This is a genomic window from Collinsella sp. LCP19S3_A6, assembly GCF_052122015.1.
Lineage (GTDB): Bacteria > Actinomycetota > Coriobacteriia > Coriobacteriales > Coriobacteriaceae > Collinsella.
The window spans coordinates 184130-202478 of sequence record NZ_JBQKDD010000002.1; the positions used below are offsets into that span (position 1 = coordinate 184130).

17 protein-coding genes are annotated in these 18349 nt (G+C 61.3%); 10 read left to right on the forward strand and 7 right to left on the reverse strand.

The features are described from left to right. The first annotated feature begins 53 nt into the window (after positions 1–53). From ACTQVX_RS01980 to ACTQVX_RS02015, 8 genes are all read left to right on the forward strand, one after another. On the forward strand, positions 54–716 hold the full coding sequence (locus ACTQVX_RS01980; RefSeq protein ID WP_441031453.1) for an HAD hydrolase-like protein: 663 nt from the start codon (positions 54–56) through the stop codon (positions 714–716). A gap of 54 nt (positions 717–770) precedes the next feature. Then, positions 771–2207, forward strand: a complete 1437-nt coding sequence (locus ACTQVX_RS01985; protein ID WP_441546388.1) for a M20 family metallopeptidase — start codon at positions 771–773, stop codon at positions 2205–2207. A 292-nt stretch (positions 2208–2499) separates the two neighbouring features. Continuing rightward, complete coding sequence (locus ACTQVX_RS01990; protein ID WP_154515770.1) at positions 2500–3435, forward strand: phosphate ABC transporter substrate-binding protein; 936 nt, start codon at positions 2500–2502, stop codon at positions 3433–3435. A 24-nt stretch (positions 3436–3459) separates the two neighbouring features. Continuing rightward, positions 3460–4368 carry a phosphate ABC transporter permease subunit PstC gene (gene pstC, locus ACTQVX_RS01995; protein ID WP_427719566.1) on the forward strand — a complete coding sequence of 303 codons (909 nt, stop codon included), beginning with the start codon at positions 3460–3462 and terminating at the stop codon, positions 4366–4368. After that, the gene (gene pstA / locus ACTQVX_RS02000; protein ID WP_441546389.1) at positions 4361–5287 is read left to right on the forward strand and encodes a phosphate ABC transporter permease PstA; all 927 of its coding nucleotides are present in this window, start codon (positions 4361–4363) and stop codon (positions 5285–5287) included. The genes pstC and pstA overlap by 8 nt, the downstream gene beginning before the upstream one ends. Continuing rightward, complete coding sequence (gene pstB / locus ACTQVX_RS02005) at positions 5284–6156, forward strand: phosphate ABC transporter ATP-binding protein PstB (RefSeq protein ID WP_441540545.1); 873 nt, start codon at positions 5284–5286, stop codon at positions 6154–6156. The genes pstA and pstB overlap by 4 nt, the downstream gene beginning before the upstream one ends. A gap of 297 nt (positions 6157–6453) precedes the next feature. Next, positions 6454–8313 (forward strand): ABC-F family ATP-binding cassette domain-containing protein, encoded by a 1860-nt coding sequence (locus tag ACTQVX_RS02010; RefSeq protein ID WP_427794612.1) that lies wholly within the window; start codon positions 6454–6456, stop codon positions 8311–8313. 6 nt (positions 8314–8319) lie between these two features. Further along, positions 8320–9090: a Cof-type HAD-IIB family hydrolase gene (locus ACTQVX_RS02015; protein WP_441546391.1), complete on the forward strand. Its 771-nt coding sequence runs from the start codon at positions 8320–8322 to the stop codon at positions 9088–9090. Between the two features lie 98 nt (positions 9091–9188). On the opposite strand, the gene ACTQVX_RS02020 is transcribed toward ACTQVX_RS02015, so the two are convergent. The 5 genes from ACTQVX_RS02020 to ACTQVX_RS02040 all read right to left on the reverse strand — a co-directional run bounded on the left by ACTQVX_RS02020 (position 9189) and on the right by ACTQVX_RS02040 (position 14902). Next, the gene (locus ACTQVX_RS02020; RefSeq protein ID WP_441560062.1) at positions 9189–11141 is read right to left on the reverse strand and encodes a heavy metal translocating P-type ATPase; all 1953 of its coding nucleotides are present in this window, start codon (positions 11139–11141) and stop codon (positions 9189–9191) included. 100 nt (positions 11142–11241) lie between these two features. Further along, the gene (locus tag ACTQVX_RS02025) at positions 11242–11460 is read right to left on the reverse strand and encodes a cation transporter (protein ID WP_195363207.1); all 219 of its coding nucleotides are present in this window, start codon (positions 11458–11460) and stop codon (positions 11242–11244) included. 63 nt (positions 11461–11523) lie between these two features. Continuing rightward, complete coding sequence (locus ACTQVX_RS02030; protein WP_117794534.1) at positions 11524–11892, reverse strand: ArsR/SmtB family transcription factor; 369 nt, start codon at positions 11890–11892, stop codon at positions 11524–11526. Positions 11893–12303: 411 nt separating this feature from the next. After that, complete coding sequence (locus ACTQVX_RS02035; RefSeq protein ID WP_441546393.1) at positions 12304–13494, reverse strand: hypothetical protein; 1191 nt, start codon at positions 13492–13494, stop codon at positions 12304–12306. Between the two features lie 439 nt (positions 13495–13933). Beyond that, positions 13934–14902 carry a 3'-5' exonuclease gene (locus tag ACTQVX_RS02040; protein ID WP_441031470.1) on the reverse strand — a complete coding sequence of 323 codons (969 nt, stop codon included), beginning with the start codon at positions 14900–14902 and terminating at the stop codon, positions 13934–13936. 171 nt (positions 14903–15073) lie between these two features. On the opposite strand from ACTQVX_RS02040, the gene ACTQVX_RS02045 reads away from it, so the two are divergent. Beyond that, positions 15074–16156: a putative manganese transporter gene (locus ACTQVX_RS02045; protein WP_441546394.1), complete on the forward strand. Its 1083-nt coding sequence runs from the start codon at positions 15074–15076 to the stop codon at positions 16154–16156. A 132-nt stretch (positions 16157–16288) separates the two neighbouring features. Here the strand turns inward: ACTQVX_RS02045 and ACTQVX_RS02050 are convergent, their stop codons facing one another. Both ACTQVX_RS02050 and ACTQVX_RS02055 read right to left on the reverse strand, forming a co-directional pair. Beyond that, positions 16289–16771 (reverse strand): YaiI/YqxD family protein, encoded by a 483-nt coding sequence (locus tag ACTQVX_RS02050; RefSeq protein ID WP_441546395.1) that lies wholly within the window; start codon positions 16769–16771, stop codon positions 16289–16291. Beyond that, positions 16772–17374, reverse strand: a complete 603-nt coding sequence (locus ACTQVX_RS02055; protein ID WP_118099399.1) for an HdeD family acid-resistance protein — start codon at positions 17372–17374, stop codon at positions 16772–16774. 235 nt (positions 17375–17609) lie between these two features. On the opposite strand from ACTQVX_RS02055, the gene ACTQVX_RS02060 reads away from it, so the two are divergent. After that, positions 17610–18281, forward strand: a complete 672-nt coding sequence (locus tag ACTQVX_RS02060; protein ID WP_441546396.1) for a nitroreductase family protein — start codon at positions 17610–17612, stop codon at positions 18279–18281. The last annotated feature ends 68 nt before the right edge of the window (positions 18282–18349 follow it).

The following is an 18349-nucleotide window of genomic DNA, read 5'->3' on the forward strand; positions in this document are numbered from 1 at the left end:
CAACAGTTTGAAGTGTCGGTGTGGAAATCGTCAACTGGGGAAGAGGGATGTCGATGGAGGCACTGGAGATATGCAAGCGGCCGGTCGTGCTGTTTGATTTTGACGGCACGGTGGCCGATACGGGCCGGGCGGTGATGACCTCGACGCGTAAAACGCTGGCTGCGCGCGGGTTTTCTGAGGCGCAGATGGGTGACCTGCGCCGCATGATCGGGCCTCCGTTGTGGAAGAGCTTCCACGACTTTTACGGCTTCTCGCGCGAGGAGTCGCTTGTGGTGGCCGACGAGTACCGTGCCTTTTTTGATGAGCTGGGACCGGAAGAGTACCCCGTATTCGATGGAATTCCCGAACTGCTCGATGGCCTGGCCGCCCAGGGGCATCACTTGGCCGTGGCGACGTCGCGCATGGAGGCAAAGTGCATCGACATGGTGGGCGAGCTGGGGCTTTCGCAGTTTGAGGCGGTGGTCGGTATGAATCCGCCGCAGGGGCGCGAGACCAAGGCCGATTCGGTTCGCGATGCCCTGGCGGCGCTCGGCGCGACGGCGGACGATGCCGTGATGATCGGCGATCGCTTTAACGATGTGGAGGGCGCGCACGCAAGGGGCGTGCCGTGCATTGGCATCTATTCGGGTGCGGCGGTGCCGGGCGAGCACGAGGCGGCGGGTGCCGATGCAGTGGTGCACTCGGTGGCCGAGCTTGCTAAACTTTTCGCCATCTAATGACGTTATGCGAGGGGCGGGTGTGGCCGTCGCTCATTGGTAAGGAGGTCGTCCATGAATCAGGTGGAGCAGAGCGTTACCGAGTATGTCGACGAGATCTGGGAAGATGTCGTTGCCGATATCGAGCAGCTGGTGAGCTATCCGTCCGTGGCCGTTGCTGCCCATGCGGAGCCCGGTGCGCCGTTTGGCCGCCCGGTCCGTGATGCGCTCGTTTGTGCGCTCGGCATTGCGCAAAAGCTCGGCTACCAGACGAGCGACGACGAGGGCTATGTGGGCATCGCCGACATTCCCGGCCGCGGCGATAAGCAGCTTGCGACCATCTGCCATGTGGATGTGGTGCCCGCCGGTCCCGGTTGGAACACCGACCCGTTTGCGATGGAGCGCCGCGAGGGCTGGCTGCTCGGTCGTGGCGTGATCGACGACAAGGGCCCGGCCGTGTTGTCGCTCTACGCCGGTGCCTACCTGATCAAGCACGGCATTGTGCCGCGCTATACCTTCCGCGCGCTGCTGGGCTGCGATGAGGAAGTGGGCATGTCCGACGTTCACCATTATCTGGAGAACCACGCAGACCCCGACTTTTTGTTTACGCCCGATGCCGAGTTCCCGGTCTGCAATGCCGAGAAGGGCCAGTTTGGGGCGACGTTTGTGAGCTCCAAGATCGACGGCGGGCGCATCGTATCGTGGAGCGGTGCCGAGGCGAGCAACGCCATTCCGTCGCAGTCTATCTGCGAGCTCGCGATTGCCGCCGATGCGCTGCCGGCGCCCGTTGAGAACTCCGACCGCCTGGAGATCACGGCGCTCGATAACGGGCATGCGCGGATTTTCGCCCACGGTATTGGCGGTCACGCTTCGATGCCCGAGGGAACGATCAATGCCGTCGGCCTCATCGTGGCGTATCTGCGCGAGGCCGAGGACGCGTTTGGTGCACGCGACGAGCGCCTGCTGACGCCCGCCGAGCACGAGTTTGTCAAGTTTCTGACCTTTGTACATGCGGATGCCTATGGCCACGGCCTGGGTATCGACGCGACGAGCCCGGCGTTTGGCCCGCTCACGTGCAACCCCGGTGTTATCCGTGTGATGGATGGCCATATTGAGCAGGTCATCGACGTACGTTTCCCCGACAGCACGAGCGCCGATACCATCTGCGAGCAGCTCGATCCGCTCGTGGGCCGCTTTGGCGTGACGTGCCGTGTGGGTCGTGCAAAGGTGCCGTTCTCGGTGTCCGCCGACGATCCGGCCGTGAAGGCGCTTATTGATACCTATAACGAGTTTACGGGCAAGCATGCCGAGCCCTTTGCCATGGGCGGCGGCACGTACGCGCGCAACTTTGCCCGCGCCGTGTCGTTTGGCCCCGAGGAAACCGGCCTGGAGCTGCCCGCATGGGGCGGCCAGATGCACGGCCCCAACGAGTGCGCCAACGAGGAACAGCTCAAGCAGGCGCTCAAGATCTACATCGTGGCGATTTTGCGCTTGAATGAATTAGAGCTTTAAGGTTACGCGGTTTCCTAATCTAAGTTGCGATGGAATAGTTCCTAGAATGGGCCATTTGATGGCCAAGCAGGAACTATTTCACCGCAACTTTGTTTTTATTGGTGTAAAGGCGGGCCATGCTTGGGGGCGGGTTTGTTATTCGTTTGTAAAGCCGAGTCGCGCTCGCGGTAAGGGTCTATCAAATGCCCGTAAGAATCCGCAGTTGGCGCGGGCACCGCCCGATCGAGGCCGTATCTTTCCAAACAGCAAAGCGGGCAGGGTGCCCGCGAGTCGCATGTATGAAAGGAAGATCATGCTCGATCAGGCTTATTCTCGTCGTCAGTTCCTCGGCCTCGCTGGTGGTCTTGCCAGCTTCGTGGGCCTCGGCCTCGTTGGTTGCGGCGGCGCAGGCGCTTCCAACGCCGCCGACAAGGGCAGCGCCGCTGCCGAGTCCGTCTCCGGCGAGGTGACCTACGACGGCGCCTCCTCGTTCCAGGCTCTCGTCGAGGCCGCTGCCGAGAAGTTCATGGACGCCAACCCGGACGTCTCCGTCTCTGGCTCGGGCAACGGTTCGGGCAAGGGCCTGACCGCCGTTGCCGCCGGTACCGTTACCATCGGTAACTCCGACGTCTTCGCCGAGACCAAGCTCGAGGCCGACCAGGTCAAGAACCTCGTCGACCACGAGGTCGCCGTCGTGGGCATGGGTCCCGTCGTCTCCAAGAACGTGAAGGTCGACGACTTGTCCCTCGAGCAGCTCAAGGGCATCTTCTCCGGCCAGATCACCAACTGGAAGGAGGTCGGCGGTGACGACGCCACCATCGTCGTTCTCAACCGCAAGGCCGGCTCCGGCACCCGCGCCACCTTCGAGGCCGCCGTCTTTGGTGACGAGGCCGTCGACTTTAAGGGCGACGCCGAGCTCGACAAGTCCGGCGACGTCCAGACTCAGATGGCCAGCACCGACAACGCCATCTCCTACCTCGACTTCTCGCACTTCGACGACTCCAAGTTCAACGCCATCAAGGTCGAGGGCGTGGAGCCCAAGAGCGCAAACGTCACCGACGACTCCTTTAAGATCTGGGCGACCGAGCACATGTACTGCGCAAAGGACGCCGACGATGCCACCAAGGCCTTCCTGGAGTTCATGCTTTCCGACGACGTCCAGGGCAAACTTGTCGAGGAGCAGGGCTTTATCCCCGTCTCTGCCATGAAGGTCGTCAAGGACGCCAGCGGCAAGGTCTCCGCTAAATAAGTAATCGCCCCGGAAAGGTTTGCAATGGCAAAACAGCTGCCAAAGCGCGACCTTGAGAACGTGGGCCTGGGCGTCACGGGCGCGTGCGTAGCGCTCGTGACGCTTGTCGTTGCCGCGCTCATCTTTATGGTCGCCCAAAAGGGCCTCTCGGCTTTTCTCAAGGACGGCGTTTCGGTCGTCGAGTTCTTTACCGGCACCAAGTGGGACCTGGCCAACACGGCCGAAAACGGCCTGCCCTATACCGGCGCCCTGCCCCTGATCGTCACCTCGTTTGCGGTCATGGTGCTCTCCACGCTTATCGCGCTGCCCATCGCCATCGGCTCTGCTATCTTTGCGGTCGAGATTAGCCCTAAGTTTGGCTCCAAGGTGTTTCAGCCGCTTATTGAGCTTTTGACCGGCATTCCCTCGGTCGTCTTTGGCCTGGTCGGCTTTCACGTGGTCGTCGGTCTTATGAAGAGCGTTTTCCACGTGAGCACGGGCCTGGGCATCTTGCCCGGCGCCATTGTGCTGGCCGTCATGATCTTGCCGACGATGACCACCCTTTCGGTCGATGGCCTGCGTGCCGTGCCCGATAGCTACCGTCAGGGTTCGCTCGCGCTGGGCTACACCCGCTGGCAGACCATCTGGCACGTGGTACTCAAATCCGCCATGCCGTCGCTCATGACCGCGGTCATCCTTGGCATGACCCGCGCCTTTGGCGAGACGCTCGCCGTGCGCATGGTTATCGGCGGTATCGAGGCCATGCCGACGTCGCTGCTGTCGCCGGCCTCCACCATCACCACCACGCTCACCACGTCCATGGCGGTCTATGCCGAGGGCTCTGCCCAAGACGATGTCCTGTGGGCGCTCGGTCTGCTGCTGATGGGCATGAGCCTCATCTTTATCCTGATCATCCACCTTATCGGCCGCAAGGGGGCGAAGGCTCGTGGCTAGCACGCGCATTCATATCGACGAGGCGAGACTCAGGCGCGTCCAAAAACAGGACCGCATCGCCACGGGCGTGCTGACGGCAATCGTCGCCATCGTCATGCTCATCGTCGTCTCCATGGTGGCCTATATTCTGTTCGAGGGCATCTCGACGCTGTTCCAGCCGGGCTTTCTCACGCAGCCCGCGCGCGCCAACGGAACCCAGGGCGGCGTGCTCTATCAGCTGTTCGACTCGTTCTATCTGCTGCTGATCACCCTAGGTATCTCCGTGCCCATCAGCTTGGGCGGCGCGGTTTTCCTGGTTGAGTACGCGCCGGACGGCCCCATCCGCGACATCGCCTCCACCGCCATCGAGACGCTGTCCTCGCTGCCTTCCATCGTCGTCGGCATGTTCGGCTTTCTGGTGTTCTCGGTGCAGCTGGGCTGGAAGTACTCCATCATCTCCGGCGCCGTCGCGCTCACCATGTTCAACATCCCCATCCTGGTGCGCGTGATCCAGCAGGCGCTCGAGGACGTGCCGCAGGCCCAGCGCGATGCGTGCCTGGCTATGGGCCTCACCCGCTGGGAGGCCACGCTGCACATCCTGATCCCCGAGGCCATGCCCGCCATCGTGACCGGTATCGTGCTTTCGGCCGGCCGCGTGTTTGGCGAGGCGGCAGCACTGCTCTTTACCTCGGGCATGAGCTCGCCGGTGCGTCTGAACTTCTTGAGCTTTAACCTGTCGAGTCCCACTTGCGCCTGGAACGTGTTCCGCCCCGGTGAGTCGCTCGCCGTGCACATCTATAAGATCTACGGCGAGGGCAGCCCCGAGGTACAGCAGATTGTTTGGGGCACCGCGGCACTGCTGATGATCTGCGTGCTGCTGTTTAACGTAGTCGCCCGTATCGTGGGCAAGCAACTGGCAAGGAGGATGACGGCCGAATGAGCGAGATAAATGCAACGCCCGCAACCGAGGCGGCCGCGTCCGAGACCCAGGACTTTTTGTCGAGCGTGGGGGAGAGCGAGAAGCGCGTGCGCGTAAGCGGCAAAGCCGTGAGCGACGAGGTCGTGCTTTCCACCAAGGACGTCAACGTTTACTATGGCGACCACCATGCGCTGCACGATACGTCGCTCGACTTTCACAAGGGCGAGATCACGGCGCTCATCGGGCCTTCGGGCTGCGGTAAGTCGACCTTTTTGCGCAGCCTCAACCTTATGAATCGCGAGATTCGCGGTTGCCGTGTGGAGGGCGAGATCAACTACCGCGGGCGCAACGTGAACACCAAGACCGAGAACACCTACGAGCTGCGTCGCTCCATTGGCATGGTGTTTCAGCAGCCCAACCCCTTTCGCAAGTCCATTCGCGACAACATCACGTTTGCGCCCAAACGCCACGGCATTACTGACCGCGACGAGCTCGATCGCATGGTCGAGGAAAGCCTGCGCGGCGCGGCGCTGTGGGACGAGGTCAAGGACAAGCTCGACAAGAGCGCCTACGCGCTTTCGGGCGGCCAGCAGCAACGCCTGTGCATTGCGCGCACGCTGGCGCTCAATCCCGATGTGATTCTGTTTGACGAGCCCTGCTCGGCGCTCGACCCCATCTCGACACTGGCGATCGAGGACCTGATGTCATCGATTGTTGCCGACCGCGCCATCGTCATCGTGACGCACAACATGGAGCAGGCGGCGCGCGTGTCCAACCGCACGGCGTTTTTCTACATGGGCGATATGGTCGAGTACGACGAGACCGACGAGATTTTCCAACGGCCCAAGGATAAGCGGCTGAATGATTACCTCACCGGCATGTTCTCCTAGTCCGGGACATGCTTGAGGCCCGCGGCGGCCATGCTTGCCGCGGGACTGATTGGAGAGGCGGGTCATCTCCTGCGGGAGATGGCCCGCCTTTTTGTGTCGCATGCGGCCGTCGACCTACCAAAAAGGGACAGGTTTATTTTGGCAGGTTTAACGTTTTACCACGGAGTGCCCTTGGACTGCTCTGACGTTTGACCAGATAAAACCTGCCAAAATAAACCTGTCCCTTTTTGGTAGGTTTTGGGGTGGGGCTCGCTGCTATCATGGACAACGTTGAATTTCTACGAAGGAGCAGGGCATATGGCGATTCTTTTGGGATGCGATTCCGTCAGCCTAGAGTTTCCCACCAAGCATATTTTCGATAGCGTGACGCTCGGCGTGGACGAGGGCGACCGTATTGGTATCGTCGGCAAAAACGGCGACGGCAAGTCGACGCTGCTAAGTGTGCTCGCCGGTACGCTGGAGCCCGACGACGGCCGCGTGACGCACCGCCGCGACACCACGATCGGATTGCTCGGCCAAAAGGACAACCTGGTCGATACCGACACCGTGCATCATGCCGTCGTCGGCGACACGCCCGAGTACGAATGGGCGTCGAGTCCGCGTACGCGCCAGATCCTGGCCGGCCTTATTAGCGATGTGCCCTGGGAGGGCACGGTGGGCGAGCTTTCGGGCGGCCAGCGCCGTCGTGTGGACCTCGCGCGCCTGCTGATCGGCGACTACGATGTACTCATGCTCGACGAGCCCACCAACCACCTGGACATGCGCACCATCAACTGGCTCGCGCGCCACTTAAAGGCCCGCTGGCAGCGCGGCCAGGGCGCCATGCTCGTGGTCACGCACGACCGTTGGTTCTTGGACGAGGTCTGCACCAGCATGTGGGAGGTCCACGACGGCCAGGTCGACCCCTTCGAGGGCGGCTACTCCGCATATATCCTGCAGCGCGTAGAGCGCGACCGCATGGCCGCCGTTACCGAGGAGCGCCGTCGCAACATGGCGCGCAAGGAGCTCGCGTGGCTGAGCCGCGGCGCACAGGCGCGCTCCACCAAGCCCAAGTTTCGTGTGGAGGCCGCTCGCGAGCTCATCGCCGACGTACCGCCCGTGCGCGACGAGCTGGAGCTCAAGCGCCTGGCGGTGAGTCGCCTGGGCAAGCAGGTTATCGACGTGGTCGACGTGGACGCCGGCTATGCCGATACCGACGGCGCGCCCAAGCAAGTGCTCTCCGACGTGACCTGGCTCATTGGTGCGGGCGACCGCTATGGTCTTTTGGGCGAGAACGGCGCCGGCAAGTCCACACTGCTCGATGTGATTCAGGGCAAGATCGCGCCCCTGCGCGGCCGCGTGAAGATTGGCCAGACGGTGCGCTTTGGCGTGCTGTCGCAGCAGCTCGAGGAGCTCGAGCCCTACATGGGCGACACGATCCGCGAGGTGCTCAGCAACTACAAGAAGTACTACGTTATCGATGGCAAGGAGACCTCGCCCGAGAAGCTCTGCGAGCGTCTGGGCTTTACGACGCAGCAGCTCTGGAGTCGTATCGGCGATCTTTCGGGCGGACAGCGCCGTCGCCTGTCGCTGCTGCTGACGATCCTGGACGAGCCCAATGTGCTCATCTTGGACGAGCCCGGCAACGACCTGGATACCGACATGCTGGCGATTGTCGAGGACCTGCTCGATGGTTGGCCCGGCACGTTGATTCTGGTAACGCATGACCGCTTTTTGATGGAGCGCGTGACCGACCAGCAGTGGGCGCTGCTCGACGGCCACCTGACGCACATGCCCGGCGGCGTCGACCAGTACCTGCGCCTGTGCAATGCCACCGCCGAGGGCGAGCCCGTGGGTGCGCCGAGCGCCAAGACCGGCACGTTCGACACCGGTGCCGCGGCAGCTGCGGCCGAAAAGCCCAAGGCGAGCGGTCAGCCCAATGGCCTTTCCAACGCCGAGCGCCAGAAGCTCCGCCGCGAGGTGAGCTCGCTCGAGCGCAAGATGGAGACGCAGCGCGCTCGCGTGGAGGAGGCCGAGGCCGCGATGGCTCAGGTCGACCCCACCAACTACACGGCGCTGGGCGAGCAACAGGCAAAGATCGACGAGGCTCACGCCGCTATGGACGAGCTGGAGATGGCGTGGCTCGAGGCAAGCGAGAAGCTCGAGGGCGAGGAGTAGACGAGGATGATCAAAGCCGCGTTTTTCGATATCGACGGCACGCTATTGAGCTTTAAGACGCACCGGATTCCGGCGTCGGCGCAGCAAGTGCTCGACAGCTTTCACGAGCAGGGGATTGCGTGCGTGATCGCCACGGGCCGTCCGACCTACCAGATGCCGGATTGGCTGTTCGGCTTGGGCTGGGATGCGTACATTACGCTTTCGGGCCAGCACTGTTTTGATGCCGAGGGCGTCTACCGCAGCTGCCCGATTGATCCGGACGACGTTGCGGTGATTGTGGACCAGGTGGCCGAGGGGCGCTATGACTCACTGTGCATGCAGGGCGAGAACTCGTTTGTGAACCGCCTGTCCGAACGCGTGGTGACGGCCGGTAACAACGCGGGAATCGTCTACCACGAGGAGCCGTTTGAGCACGCCTTCGATGCGCCGGTTTACCAGTTTTGCGCCTTTGTGGATCCTGCCGACGAGCATATCGTGACCGATGCCGTGTCGCATTCGCTCACCACGCGCTGGTGCGACCTGTTCTGCGATATTATTCCGGCAGACGGCGGCAAGGACCTGGGCGTAGCGGCGACGCTGGAGCGCCTGGGTATCGACGCGAGCGAGGCGATCGCCTTTGGCGACGGCGAGAACGACCTGTCGATGTTTGCCTCCGTGGGTACGAGCGTGGCCATGGGCAACGCGCAAGACACGGTAAAGGCTGCGGCGAGCTACGTGACGACCGCCGTGGACGACGACGGAATTTACAACGCCGCAAAGCACTTTGGGCTGCTATAGCTGCGGCTCGGCACTTGGGGACGTTCCTTTTCTGCCGGCAGTTGGGGACGCCCCTTGCGCGTGGTGTGCCGCGTCGCCCGGCCGGACAGCCACGCATGCTACAGGTTCTTGACACCCATCGCGCGCATGGCGTTCAGGATGGCGATGATCGCCACGCCTACGTCGCCGAACACGGCGAGCCACATGTTGGCGATGCCGAGCGCCGCGAGCACCAGAATCAGCAACTTAATGCCCAGCGCAAAGATGATGTTCTGCCAAACAATCGTCATGGTCTTGCGAGCCACGCGGATCGCGCGGGAAATGTTGGACGGCTTGTCGTCCATCAGTACAACGTCCGCTGCCTCGATTGCGGCATCGGAGCCCATGGCGCCCATGGCGATGCCAACGTCTGCGCGGGTGAGCACGGGCGCATCGTTGATTCCGTCGCCCACAAAGGCGAGCTTGCCCTTGCCCGATTCGGTCGCCAGCAATGCCTCGACGCGCTCGACCTTGTCTGCTGGCAGAAGCTGCGCGTGGAACTCATCGAGTCCCAACTGCTTTGCCACGGCGGCGGCCACTTCCTCGCGGTCTCCCGTGAGCATGACGGTGCGCTTGACGCCGGCGGCGTGCAGCTCGCGAATCGTTTGCTCGGCATCGGCTTTGACGGTGTCGGCAATTACGATGTGACCGGCATAGACGTCATCGACCAGCACATGGAGGATAGTGCCGACGACCTCACAGTCCGGTGTTTCAACGCCGGACGCGGCGAGCATCTTGGCGTTGCCGACGACGACGTGCTTGCCGTCGATGTTCGCCGTCACGCCGTGGCCCGCGTCGTTGGTGGAGTCACATACACGCTTGGGGTCGAGTTGGCCCTGGAAGGCGGCGCGCACCGACTGCGCGATGGGATGGTCGGAGAACGACTCGGCGAGGGCTGCGACTTCAAGCAGCGATTGCTCGGTATAGCCGCCCTCGGGGTGCACCGCGACGACCGAGAACGTGCCGTTGGTGAGCGTGCCGGTTTTGTCGAAGACGACGGTATCCACATCGGCGAGCGCCTCGAGGTAGTTGGAGCCTTTGATGAGAACTCCCAGCTTGGACGCGCCGCCGATGCCGCCAAAGAAGCTCAGCGGCACGCTAATTACGAGTGCGCACGGGCAGCTGACGACGAGGAAGGTCAGGCCGCGCAGGATCCAATCGGACCAAGCACCGGTCACTAGGCCGCCGCCGAGCGCGAGCACCGCTGCCGCGCCGGTGACGGCGGGCGTGTAGACGCGGGCGAACCGTGTGATGAAGTTTTCGGTGCGTGCTTTCTTCTCGCTGGCGTTTTCCACAAGCTCCAGGACGCGCGCGACGGTGGACTCGCCAAAGGGTTTGGTGGTGCGCACGCGGATAAGACCCGTCATGTTGATGCAGCCGCTGATGATATCGTCGCCGGTCTTGGCGGTACGGGGGACTGACTCGCCGGTGAGGGCGGCGGTGTCGAGCTGGGTTACGCCCTCGACGATAACGCCGTCGATGGGCACGCGCTCGCCGGGCTTGATGACAATGACGGTGCCGACGGCGATGTCATCGGGAAAGACCTGCTCGAGCGTGCCGTCAGCCTGCTCAACGTTGGCGTAATCGGGCGCGATGTCCATCATGGCGCTGATCGATTTGCGGCTCTTGCCCACGGCGTATGCCTGGAACAGCTCGCCGACCTGGTAGAACAGCATAACGGCGGCGCCTTCGGCCATGTGCGGGTCGGTATCGGGGAAGAGCACCATGGCAAACGCGCCGATGGTCGCGACGGCCATGAGGAAACTCTCGTCGAACGCCTTGCCGCGGCGGATGTTATTGAATGCCTTTTGCAGTACGTCGTATCCGGCAATCAAAAACGGCACGAGGAACAGCACAAAGCTGGCGTAGATGTTGCCGGGCTCTCCAAATGCGATAGTGAGGGCGCCGAGCTCATCGAGGGCGTACACCACGACAAGAATACCCAGTGCTACCAGGATGCGGTTGCGTTTATGCTCGAGTGACTCTTTTTTCTTGCGCTTCTTCTTTTTCTTCTTGGGGTCGGCGGTTGCCATGACTCGTATCCTTCCATTTGAATGTATGAACACTCGCTCATGTAATTTCGCGAGCAAAGGCCGCGGCAAGCGCGGCCTTGCGTATCAGCGTATGCGCAGGCTAGAGAATGATCTCGCAGTCCGGCTCAGCGTCGGCGGTGAACTCCACGACGCGATCAAGGACCTCGTCGAACTCAGCGTCGTCGGCCTCAAGCGTCAGCTTCTGGGTCATAAAGTTGACCGAAACGGATTTGACGCCCTCGAGCTTGGCGAGTTCGTCCTGAAGCTTACGCGCGCAGTTGGCGCAGTCGATCTCGTCGAGCTTGAACTGCTTTTTCATGATGGGTTCCTTTCCCTGTATTTGCGGCTTGGGTGCAGACCGCGCTGGTACCGTGGTTGGTCGCTATTCGCAGATGTGGCTCATGCCTTGGTTGAGCATGGTGTAGACATGATCGTCGGCGAGCGAGTAGAGGATATTGCGCCCGTCGCGCCGGAATTTAACCAGGTGCGACTGTTTGAGCGTGCGCAGCTGGTGCGACACCGCGGACTGCGAGGTCGCAGTCGCCTCGGCGATGTCTGCCACGCAGAGTTCGCGGCCCATGAGAGCGTAGAGGATCTTGATACGCGTGGTGTCGCTGAAAACCTTGAACAAGTCGGCAAGGTCGTACAGCAGCTCCTCGTCGGGAAGGTCCTCGGGCGAGCAAGTGGTGGGGATGTCGGGCACGATGGTGGTGTCGATGTCGGTCCTTATTTCATCGGCGTGTTCGCTCATTGCAATATCCTTTCATATGAACATGTGCTCATATAACTTACTTCCGAGTATATGAGCGCATGTTCATATGTCAATATAATTTGCGAAATTTTTTGCTATCGGATGGCTCTAGAGGCGGCTAAGGGCATTGGTTGGTGCTGATAAGGCCGCCGATGCCAACGTGGGTACCCTAGCGACGTGCAAAAAGGGGAGTTTTCAGCATCGACGAGGGGTTATTTATTGCATGATACGGCGTCGTTTGCCGCCACAGGGCTTTACTGGAGTGCAAATGGCAATAGATATTCCCCAGCTGTTGCCTAACTTACATCGAAAACAGCGGCTTCGGTGCAAAATGGGGCAATTCGGCCGCCCTCGGATACTCGGCTCTGCTGAAAACTCCCGTTTTTGCACGTCGCCGGGGCACCCACCCTGTCAGTCCGCCTCACTTCTGGCCCCGTACACCCTGCCTTCGGGTGTGGAGGTGCTTGTTTGGGCGAACTCCGGGCAATCCAGCTCGATGACTTGCATGTCGTCGATGGCCGGGACATTGTTGATCGTCGGGTCGTCCAGCGAGATGCCCTCGAGCACTGCGCGCTCGAGCTCAAGTGCATTACCCTGCGCTGCGTCTTGACGGAGGAGCTCCTCAATACGCTTCTTTTCCTCGATAAATCTCCTGAGCACAAATTGTCGCAGCTCTTCTTGCTTGATTGCGAAATCTTTGGGCAGGCGCGATGGGCGAATGCCCTCCTTTCGCTGGATTGCCTCCATAACCCTGGCGAAGGTGCTGGCGTGCATAAAGGAATAGCGACTGACGGTAATGATTCCGTAGCCCATGGACGCCAGCGCGTTCTTGCGCTCTTCGTCAATGGCGCGGTCTTCTTCGGCATCGTGCTGAAATCCGTTGTATTCGATGTCGGTTCGGGACCGCTTGAGATATGCATCCATATAGAACTTTTCGCGCCGCGTGAGATTCTTTGCGGCAGCTGTGACCTTTACTTCGTAGTCGGTCTCGATCTCGCTAATGCCAAGACCGCCCTCGCGCCTGGGTAGCGTGAGCATCATGACAAACGCCGTTTCCATCGGCGATCGGCATCCGTCCCGCACGCATTGGATGGCTTTTCGGGCAAGCTCGAGGCCCTTGCAGTCGATGAGGGAGTTAAAGAAATGTTTAAGGCTCGAAGTCGAGGTGAGCGCGAAGCGCTCGGTATAGGATGTCGAGGCATCGTGCCCAAGGGAATAGGCTCCACACAGTTCGAAGTAGTACTCCACAAGTTCTCGAAAGGGAAGATAGGTTGCGGCCTGAAGCGCACAGAGTTCGACGCCGACAATATAGATGTCGTCGGCAAGCTTGATAAAGCGCGAGCCCGCGAATCGCTTGGATGATACGTGGCACTTGCAGCCCGTCATGCTGCGCACGTTTGCGCGCTCGAACACCGTTGTATCGAGCGGGGCATCGTTATCCAGAGCGACGTTGTGCCTGGCGAGCCAGTCGGCGGCAGAGTCGAGCAGCTCCTTGCTGGGGCGCGCCCCGTAGATCTTGGCAGGGCTGCAGGGCTCGGTGCCAATTGCGGATACCGAGTATGCGGCTTGGTAGACCGCTTTTGCCGTGTTATGTGAAAGCACGATACTCATACAGATAGCATGGCAGACCAGGCGGCGGGGTTCGCAATGAACGCCAAGGCAAAATGGCGCGGCATAACAAAAGCTGTCCAAGCGCTTGACGTCAATGATGGAGAAAGATGCTATTTGGAGCATTGTCGCAGCTCGCTGGCTACGCAGACCTCCACAACTGATGCTGGTCAGCATCGTTTTGATGCAAAGACGGCGTCAACAAAAATGTGCAATTTGGCTTGAACATGCGCAGATGAAGTTCTTGGTTATGCGGCGGCTAGACATCGGGGGCTGGAGGGCCGCGTTGTACGGCGCGAAAAACAGGCCGATATCCGCTTGGACATCGGCCTGTTTTTGCGCCGCTTGAGAGGGGCGCCTCGGCGTGTCGTTTTTGCGCGGGGCGCTATGGTCCGGCAAGTATTGCTCGCGAATGGCGCCTCTGCTTGGCAATCTACTTGGCAAACAGGTTCTTGAGGTTGAACTCGGCCTGCACCGTCCGGAGCATGAGGTCGGTGTCGTCGAGGCCCAGGTGCTGCTCGTTGGCGTCGGGCGCGAGGGTGCCGCGACGGCGTGCCCAGTTCTCGAGTGCGGCGGGTGCGGACTCGCGGGGGAGCGAGCGCACGTCGGCGTCCAGACTGCGGCAGATCTGGCGCGAGTCGATGACGATAATCTTGCCGGCTCGGCGCGCCTCGGCATAGCCGTCCAGATGGATCTTGAACCAGCTGTCCTCAAAGGCGGCGTTGTGCGCCATGTACGGGTATTTCTTCATGAGCTTGAGCAGCTGCTTTTGCAGCTCCTTGTTCTCGCGGAAGGGCGTTTTGCCGTCGATGTCGTCCCAGGTGATGTGGTGGATATTCGACAGCGGCACATCTTCGCCGCGGTAGATATCGGGCAGGCCGCAGTAGTGTGCCTCGGCGTCGTGCGGGACGGCGTCGCTGGTGAGCTCCATGATCTCCCAGCCCACGTTGATGATGTAGCCGCGCTCGGGTGCGCGGCCGGTGGTCTCGATGTCGATACCGAGCACCGTGCCCTGGATGGGCTTGCGGGCGTACGCCACGCCGAGTGCGTCGCGGTCGCCGCGGATCTCGCGCATGACGGACGCGGCGGTGCGCTTTTGCATCTTGCCGATGCCGGCGCAGGTATCGGCGTCGGACAGGCCGCGCGAAAGCGTCGCGGGCGTCACGTTGCGCAGGCGCGCCTCGCCAATCTGGTCGCATAGGTCGCGGTTGCGGTCGGCCAGGTCGCGCACGGTGGCAAAGTCGAAGCCAGGGTCGCCCTCGGCGGTAAAGTACTCGGTCTCGAGCACCTTGAGGGCCTCTTCGCCTTTTTGACGCTCGGACTCCATGGCGGCGTGGTCGCCATAGATGAACATGGGGATAAACGGCTGGCGCTCGTATTCGAGTGCTTGCGAAACGTTCATATACTGCTCCTTGGACGGGCCGCGTCGTGCGGCTCGGGATCATTGAGATGTGGCGAGATGATAGTTTACCACAGGCAACTATTGGCATCACGCCTAGGACAACTACAATACCCTAGTTGACCGCTAGGACTTTTACAATGCTGCCGAAAGACACGAAAGGTTCCATCCGTCATGGATTTGCTGATTGATATTTTGCTCGACGCCGGCAAGGACACGCTCTCGCTGGTGCCGTTCTTGTTGGTGACATATCTGACCCTCGAGACGTTAGAGCATGTGGCAGGCGATCGTGTCAACGGCGCCATCAAGCGTGCCGGCGCCGCTGGCCCCGTGGTTGGCTCGTTGCTGGGCATGGTGCCGCAGTGTGGCTTTTCGGCGATGGCGGCAACGCTGTACGCCGGTCGCGTCGTGACGTTGGGCACCCTGGTGGCGGTGTTTCTCTCGACCTCCGACGAGATGCTGCCACTGCTACTTGCCGAGCAGGTTCCCGTGCAGACCATGGCGATGCTTTTGGCTTCGAAGGCGCTGATCGCGCTGGTCACGGGCTTTATCGTGGATGCCGCCATTCGCGGCCTGCGTCGCAACGCCCGTGCTCATGCGGCGATCCGCCGTACCGTGTTGGGAACCGCTGCCAATCCGGCGCACGTTAACTGCGCGCATGACGATCACAGCGGCGGTGACATCATCGACGAGGTGGCCGAGGCGGGCGTGAGCGCCGACCACATCCATGAGCTGTGCGAGCGCGATCATTGCGGTTGTGATGAAGACGAGGACGAGCGTGACCACGGACATGGCCACGACCACGGACACGAGGGCGAGCACGAACACCACCACGGTCACTCCCACTCACACAAAGGCGCGCCCGTCCTGTCGATTATCCGCAGCGCGATTTCGCACACCGTACAGGTTTCGGTATTCATTTTCCTGGTGACGCTGATTCTGGTCGCTGTGCTCGAGACCTTCGGCGAGTCCGCGATCGAGCAGTTCCTGCGCGGCAACGAGACGCTCGCTGTCCTGGGTTCGGCGCTTGTCGGCCTCATTCCCAACTGCTCGGCGAGCGTGGTCATTACGCAGCTGTATCTGGAAGGCGCGCTGCAGCTGGCACCGATGCTCGCCGGCACGCTCATTTCTGCCGGCGTGGGTTACCTGGTGCTGTTCCGCACCAACCGCAGCGCTCGCGAAAACGCGGTGTTCCTGGTCATGATGTACGTCATCGGCGCCGGCTGGGGCCTTATCCTTTCCGCCTTTGGCCTCTAAGTAGATGTTTGGGGTATCCCGTAAAAACTGGGGCATGCCTCAAACATCTACCGCCATGACCGGCGTTGGATGCGCGCCAATCGCCAAAACAAAAAGGTAGATTTTTATGCATGTCCCAAAAATCTACTTTGGTTAGCGCAGCAGGTCGGTGAGGTTGCGCTTAAAGCGGGCGCGGTCTTCGCTGGTGAAGGCTGCCGGTCCACGGGTGCGACCGCCGGCGCGGCGCACTTTCTTTTCTTCGTGACGAATAAACAGCTGCATATCGATGGTGGCTTTGTCGTACACGCGCCCGCGCACGCCGATAGCGGCGGCATCGCGACCGAGCACCATGCTCGCCAGGCCAATGTCCTGCGTCACGACCACATCGCCTGCCTGCAGACGCTCGATAATGGCAAAGTCGGCGCTATCGGCGCCTACGCTCACGTCGAGCGTTGTGACCCAAAAGCCACGTCGCGCGTGCTCGGCATCGCGCGGGTCGTCACGGCGAATGTGCCGCTCCAGGTTTTGCGTACTGTTACCGGCAACAACCACGGCAACACCCGCCCGTCGCGCGCAGTCGATCGACTCACGCGTGACCGGGCAGGCGTCGGCATCAATTAACAGCGTTCGCGGCATCTAGTGCACCAGCTTGCCAAAGCGGATAGCGCGAATAACCAGCGTCACGCCAAACACCAGGAGCGCAGCGCCGGTAAAGATGACGAGCATCTTTGCCGACCACAGCGGATAGATGAACACGAACACGCCGGCGATGATGGAGAGCGCGCCGCTCAGGATGGCGAGGGCGCGGTTGGAAGAAAGCTCGGACTCCAGAATCGACATGATGCCCTCGACAATCCAGCCAAAGCCGGCCACGACCACCACAAGCGTGCTGAGCGTCGCGGTCGAAAGCGCCTGGTTGCGTAGGATCACCACGCCGCCCAAGATGATGAGCAGGTTGGCGAGGATGCTCGTGACGCGCCAGCCGGCGGGCAGCAGCGGCTCAAAAATGGCGGTGAACAGCCTGACGCCAGCCGTGATCACAAAGTAGAAGCCCAGTACGGTCGTCAAAAAGACGAGGGTCTTAGCGGGTGCAAACAGCAGCGCGATGCCGGCGATGAGCGCGATGACACCCGTGGCGGCGTAGATCCAGCGCACGGCTTTAATCGCCTTGCCTGCCATGCTTTTCTCGTCAAATCCAAACAGACTCGATTGTTGGTCGTCATTCTTAAAGATGCCCATGAGGCCTCCTTTCCGTACGGCGTAAGCCGTGATCGTTACAACCAGTATCGCCTAAAGGAGCTGGCGTATGGGCCGGGGAGGGCGAAACGCAACTCAAAGGCCCCGATTTGTTTCCGTTGTTCCCCACGTCGCGATTTTCTATTCAACAGGTGTAGAACATTGCAGCTCTGTTCGTTATTGCCTGCGTTTTAGGTTAGATTTTCCTAAGAACAATTGGCTTTTATTGGGGGTCCCTATGAACGAAGCTGTTCCCGCGGCGCCTTCGAGCGCCGAGTCGATGGCAAAGCAGGGTTGCGAAAAGCTTGGCCTGGATGCGTTTGATGCGCTGGTCCGTCGCGCCCGCACATGCCGCCGTTTTGACGAGTCCATGCGCGTGCCGCGCGAGTTTTTGCTCGAGCTGGCAGAGCTGGCGCACCTGGTCCCCTGTGGCGCCAATGCCCAGCGCTTGCGTTTTCATGTGGTGAGCGGTGCCGAGGACTGCGCTCGCGTGTTTGACGAGCTTGCATGGGCCGGGGCGCTCAAGGACTGGCCGGGTCCTGTCGAGGGCGAGCGTCCGACCGGCTACATTGCAATTCTTGCCGAGCGCACCGTTCCCGGCAAGCCCGCCGCGCCTATCACCGAGGTCGACACGGGCATCGCGGCTCAGACGATGATGCTCGCCGCGCGCAGCGCAACGCCCGAGGTGGCGGCTTGCATGTTCAAGGCCTTTACGCCCCGCGCGATCGATGCGATGGGGCTCGACGGCGACAAGTACGAGCTCAAGCTGATCATGGCCTTTGGCGTGCCGGCCGAGACCCAGGTTATCGACGCGATCGATTCCAACCCCGACGGTTCAATTAATTACTGGCGCGACGAGGCGCAGGTGCATCACGTGCCCAAGCGTCCGCTTGCCGACGTGCTGGTGTAGTTGCGTCGTTGCGGCGCGATCCGGCGGCAAACCACCACAAAGGCGCCTGTCCCCTTTGTGGCGGTGCG

Bases quoted from the DNA above. Each gene is read 5' to 3' on its own strand.
- ACTQVX_RS02045 (WP_441546394.1), top strand. From the start codon at position 15,074: ATGGATTTGCTGATTGATATTTTGCTCGACGCCGGCAAGGACACGCTC.
- ACTQVX_RS02025 (WP_195363207.1), bottom strand. From the start codon at position 11,460: ATGAAAAAGCAGTTCAAGCTCGACGAGATCGACTGCGCCAACTGCGCG.
- ACTQVX_RS02050 (WP_441546395.1), bottom strand. From the start codon at position 16,771: ATGCCGCGAACGCTGTTAATTGATGCCGACGCCTGCCCGGTCACGCGT.
- ACTQVX_RS01990 (WP_154515770.1), top strand. From the start codon at position 2,500: ATGCTCGATCAGGCTTATTCTCGTCGTCAGTTCCTCGGCCTCGCTGGT.
- ACTQVX_RS01980 (WP_441031453.1), top strand. From the start codon at position 54: ATGGAGGCACTGGAGATATGCAAGCGGCCGGTCGTGCTGTTTGATTTT.
- ACTQVX_RS02015 (WP_441546391.1), top strand. From the start codon at position 8,320: ATGATCAAAGCCGCGTTTTTCGATATCGACGGCACGCTATTGAGCTTT.
- ACTQVX_RS02030 (WP_117794534.1), bottom strand. From the start codon at position 11,892: ATGAGCGAACACGCCGATGAAATAAGGACCGACATCGACACCACCATC.
- pstC (WP_427719566.1), top strand. From the start codon at position 3,460: ATGGCAAAACAGCTGCCAAAGCGCGACCTTGAGAACGTGGGCCTGGGC.
- ACTQVX_RS02055 (WP_118099399.1), bottom strand. From the start codon at position 17,374: ATGGGCATCTTTAAGAATGACGACCAACAATCGAGTCTGTTTGGATTT.
- ACTQVX_RS02040 (WP_441031470.1), bottom strand. From the start codon at position 14,902: ATGAACGTTTCGCAAGCACTCGAATACGAGCGCCAGCCGTTTATCCCC.
- ACTQVX_RS01985 (WP_441546388.1), top strand. From the start codon at position 771: ATGAATCAGGTGGAGCAGAGCGTTACCGAGTATGTCGACGAGATCTGG.
- ACTQVX_RS02060 (WP_441546396.1), top strand. From the start codon at position 17,610: ATGAACGAAGCTGTTCCCGCGGCGCCTTCGAGCGCCGAGTCGATGGCA.
- ACTQVX_RS02020 (WP_441560062.1), bottom strand. From the start codon at position 11,141: ATGGCAACCGCCGACCCCAAGAAGAAAAAGAAGAAGCGCAAGAAAAAA.
- pstB (WP_441540545.1), top strand. From the start codon at position 5,284: ATGAGCGAGATAAATGCAACGCCCGCAACCGAGGCGGCCGCGTCCGAG.
- ACTQVX_RS02010 (WP_427794612.1), top strand. From the start codon at position 6,454: ATGGCGATTCTTTTGGGATGCGATTCCGTCAGCCTAGAGTTTCCCACC.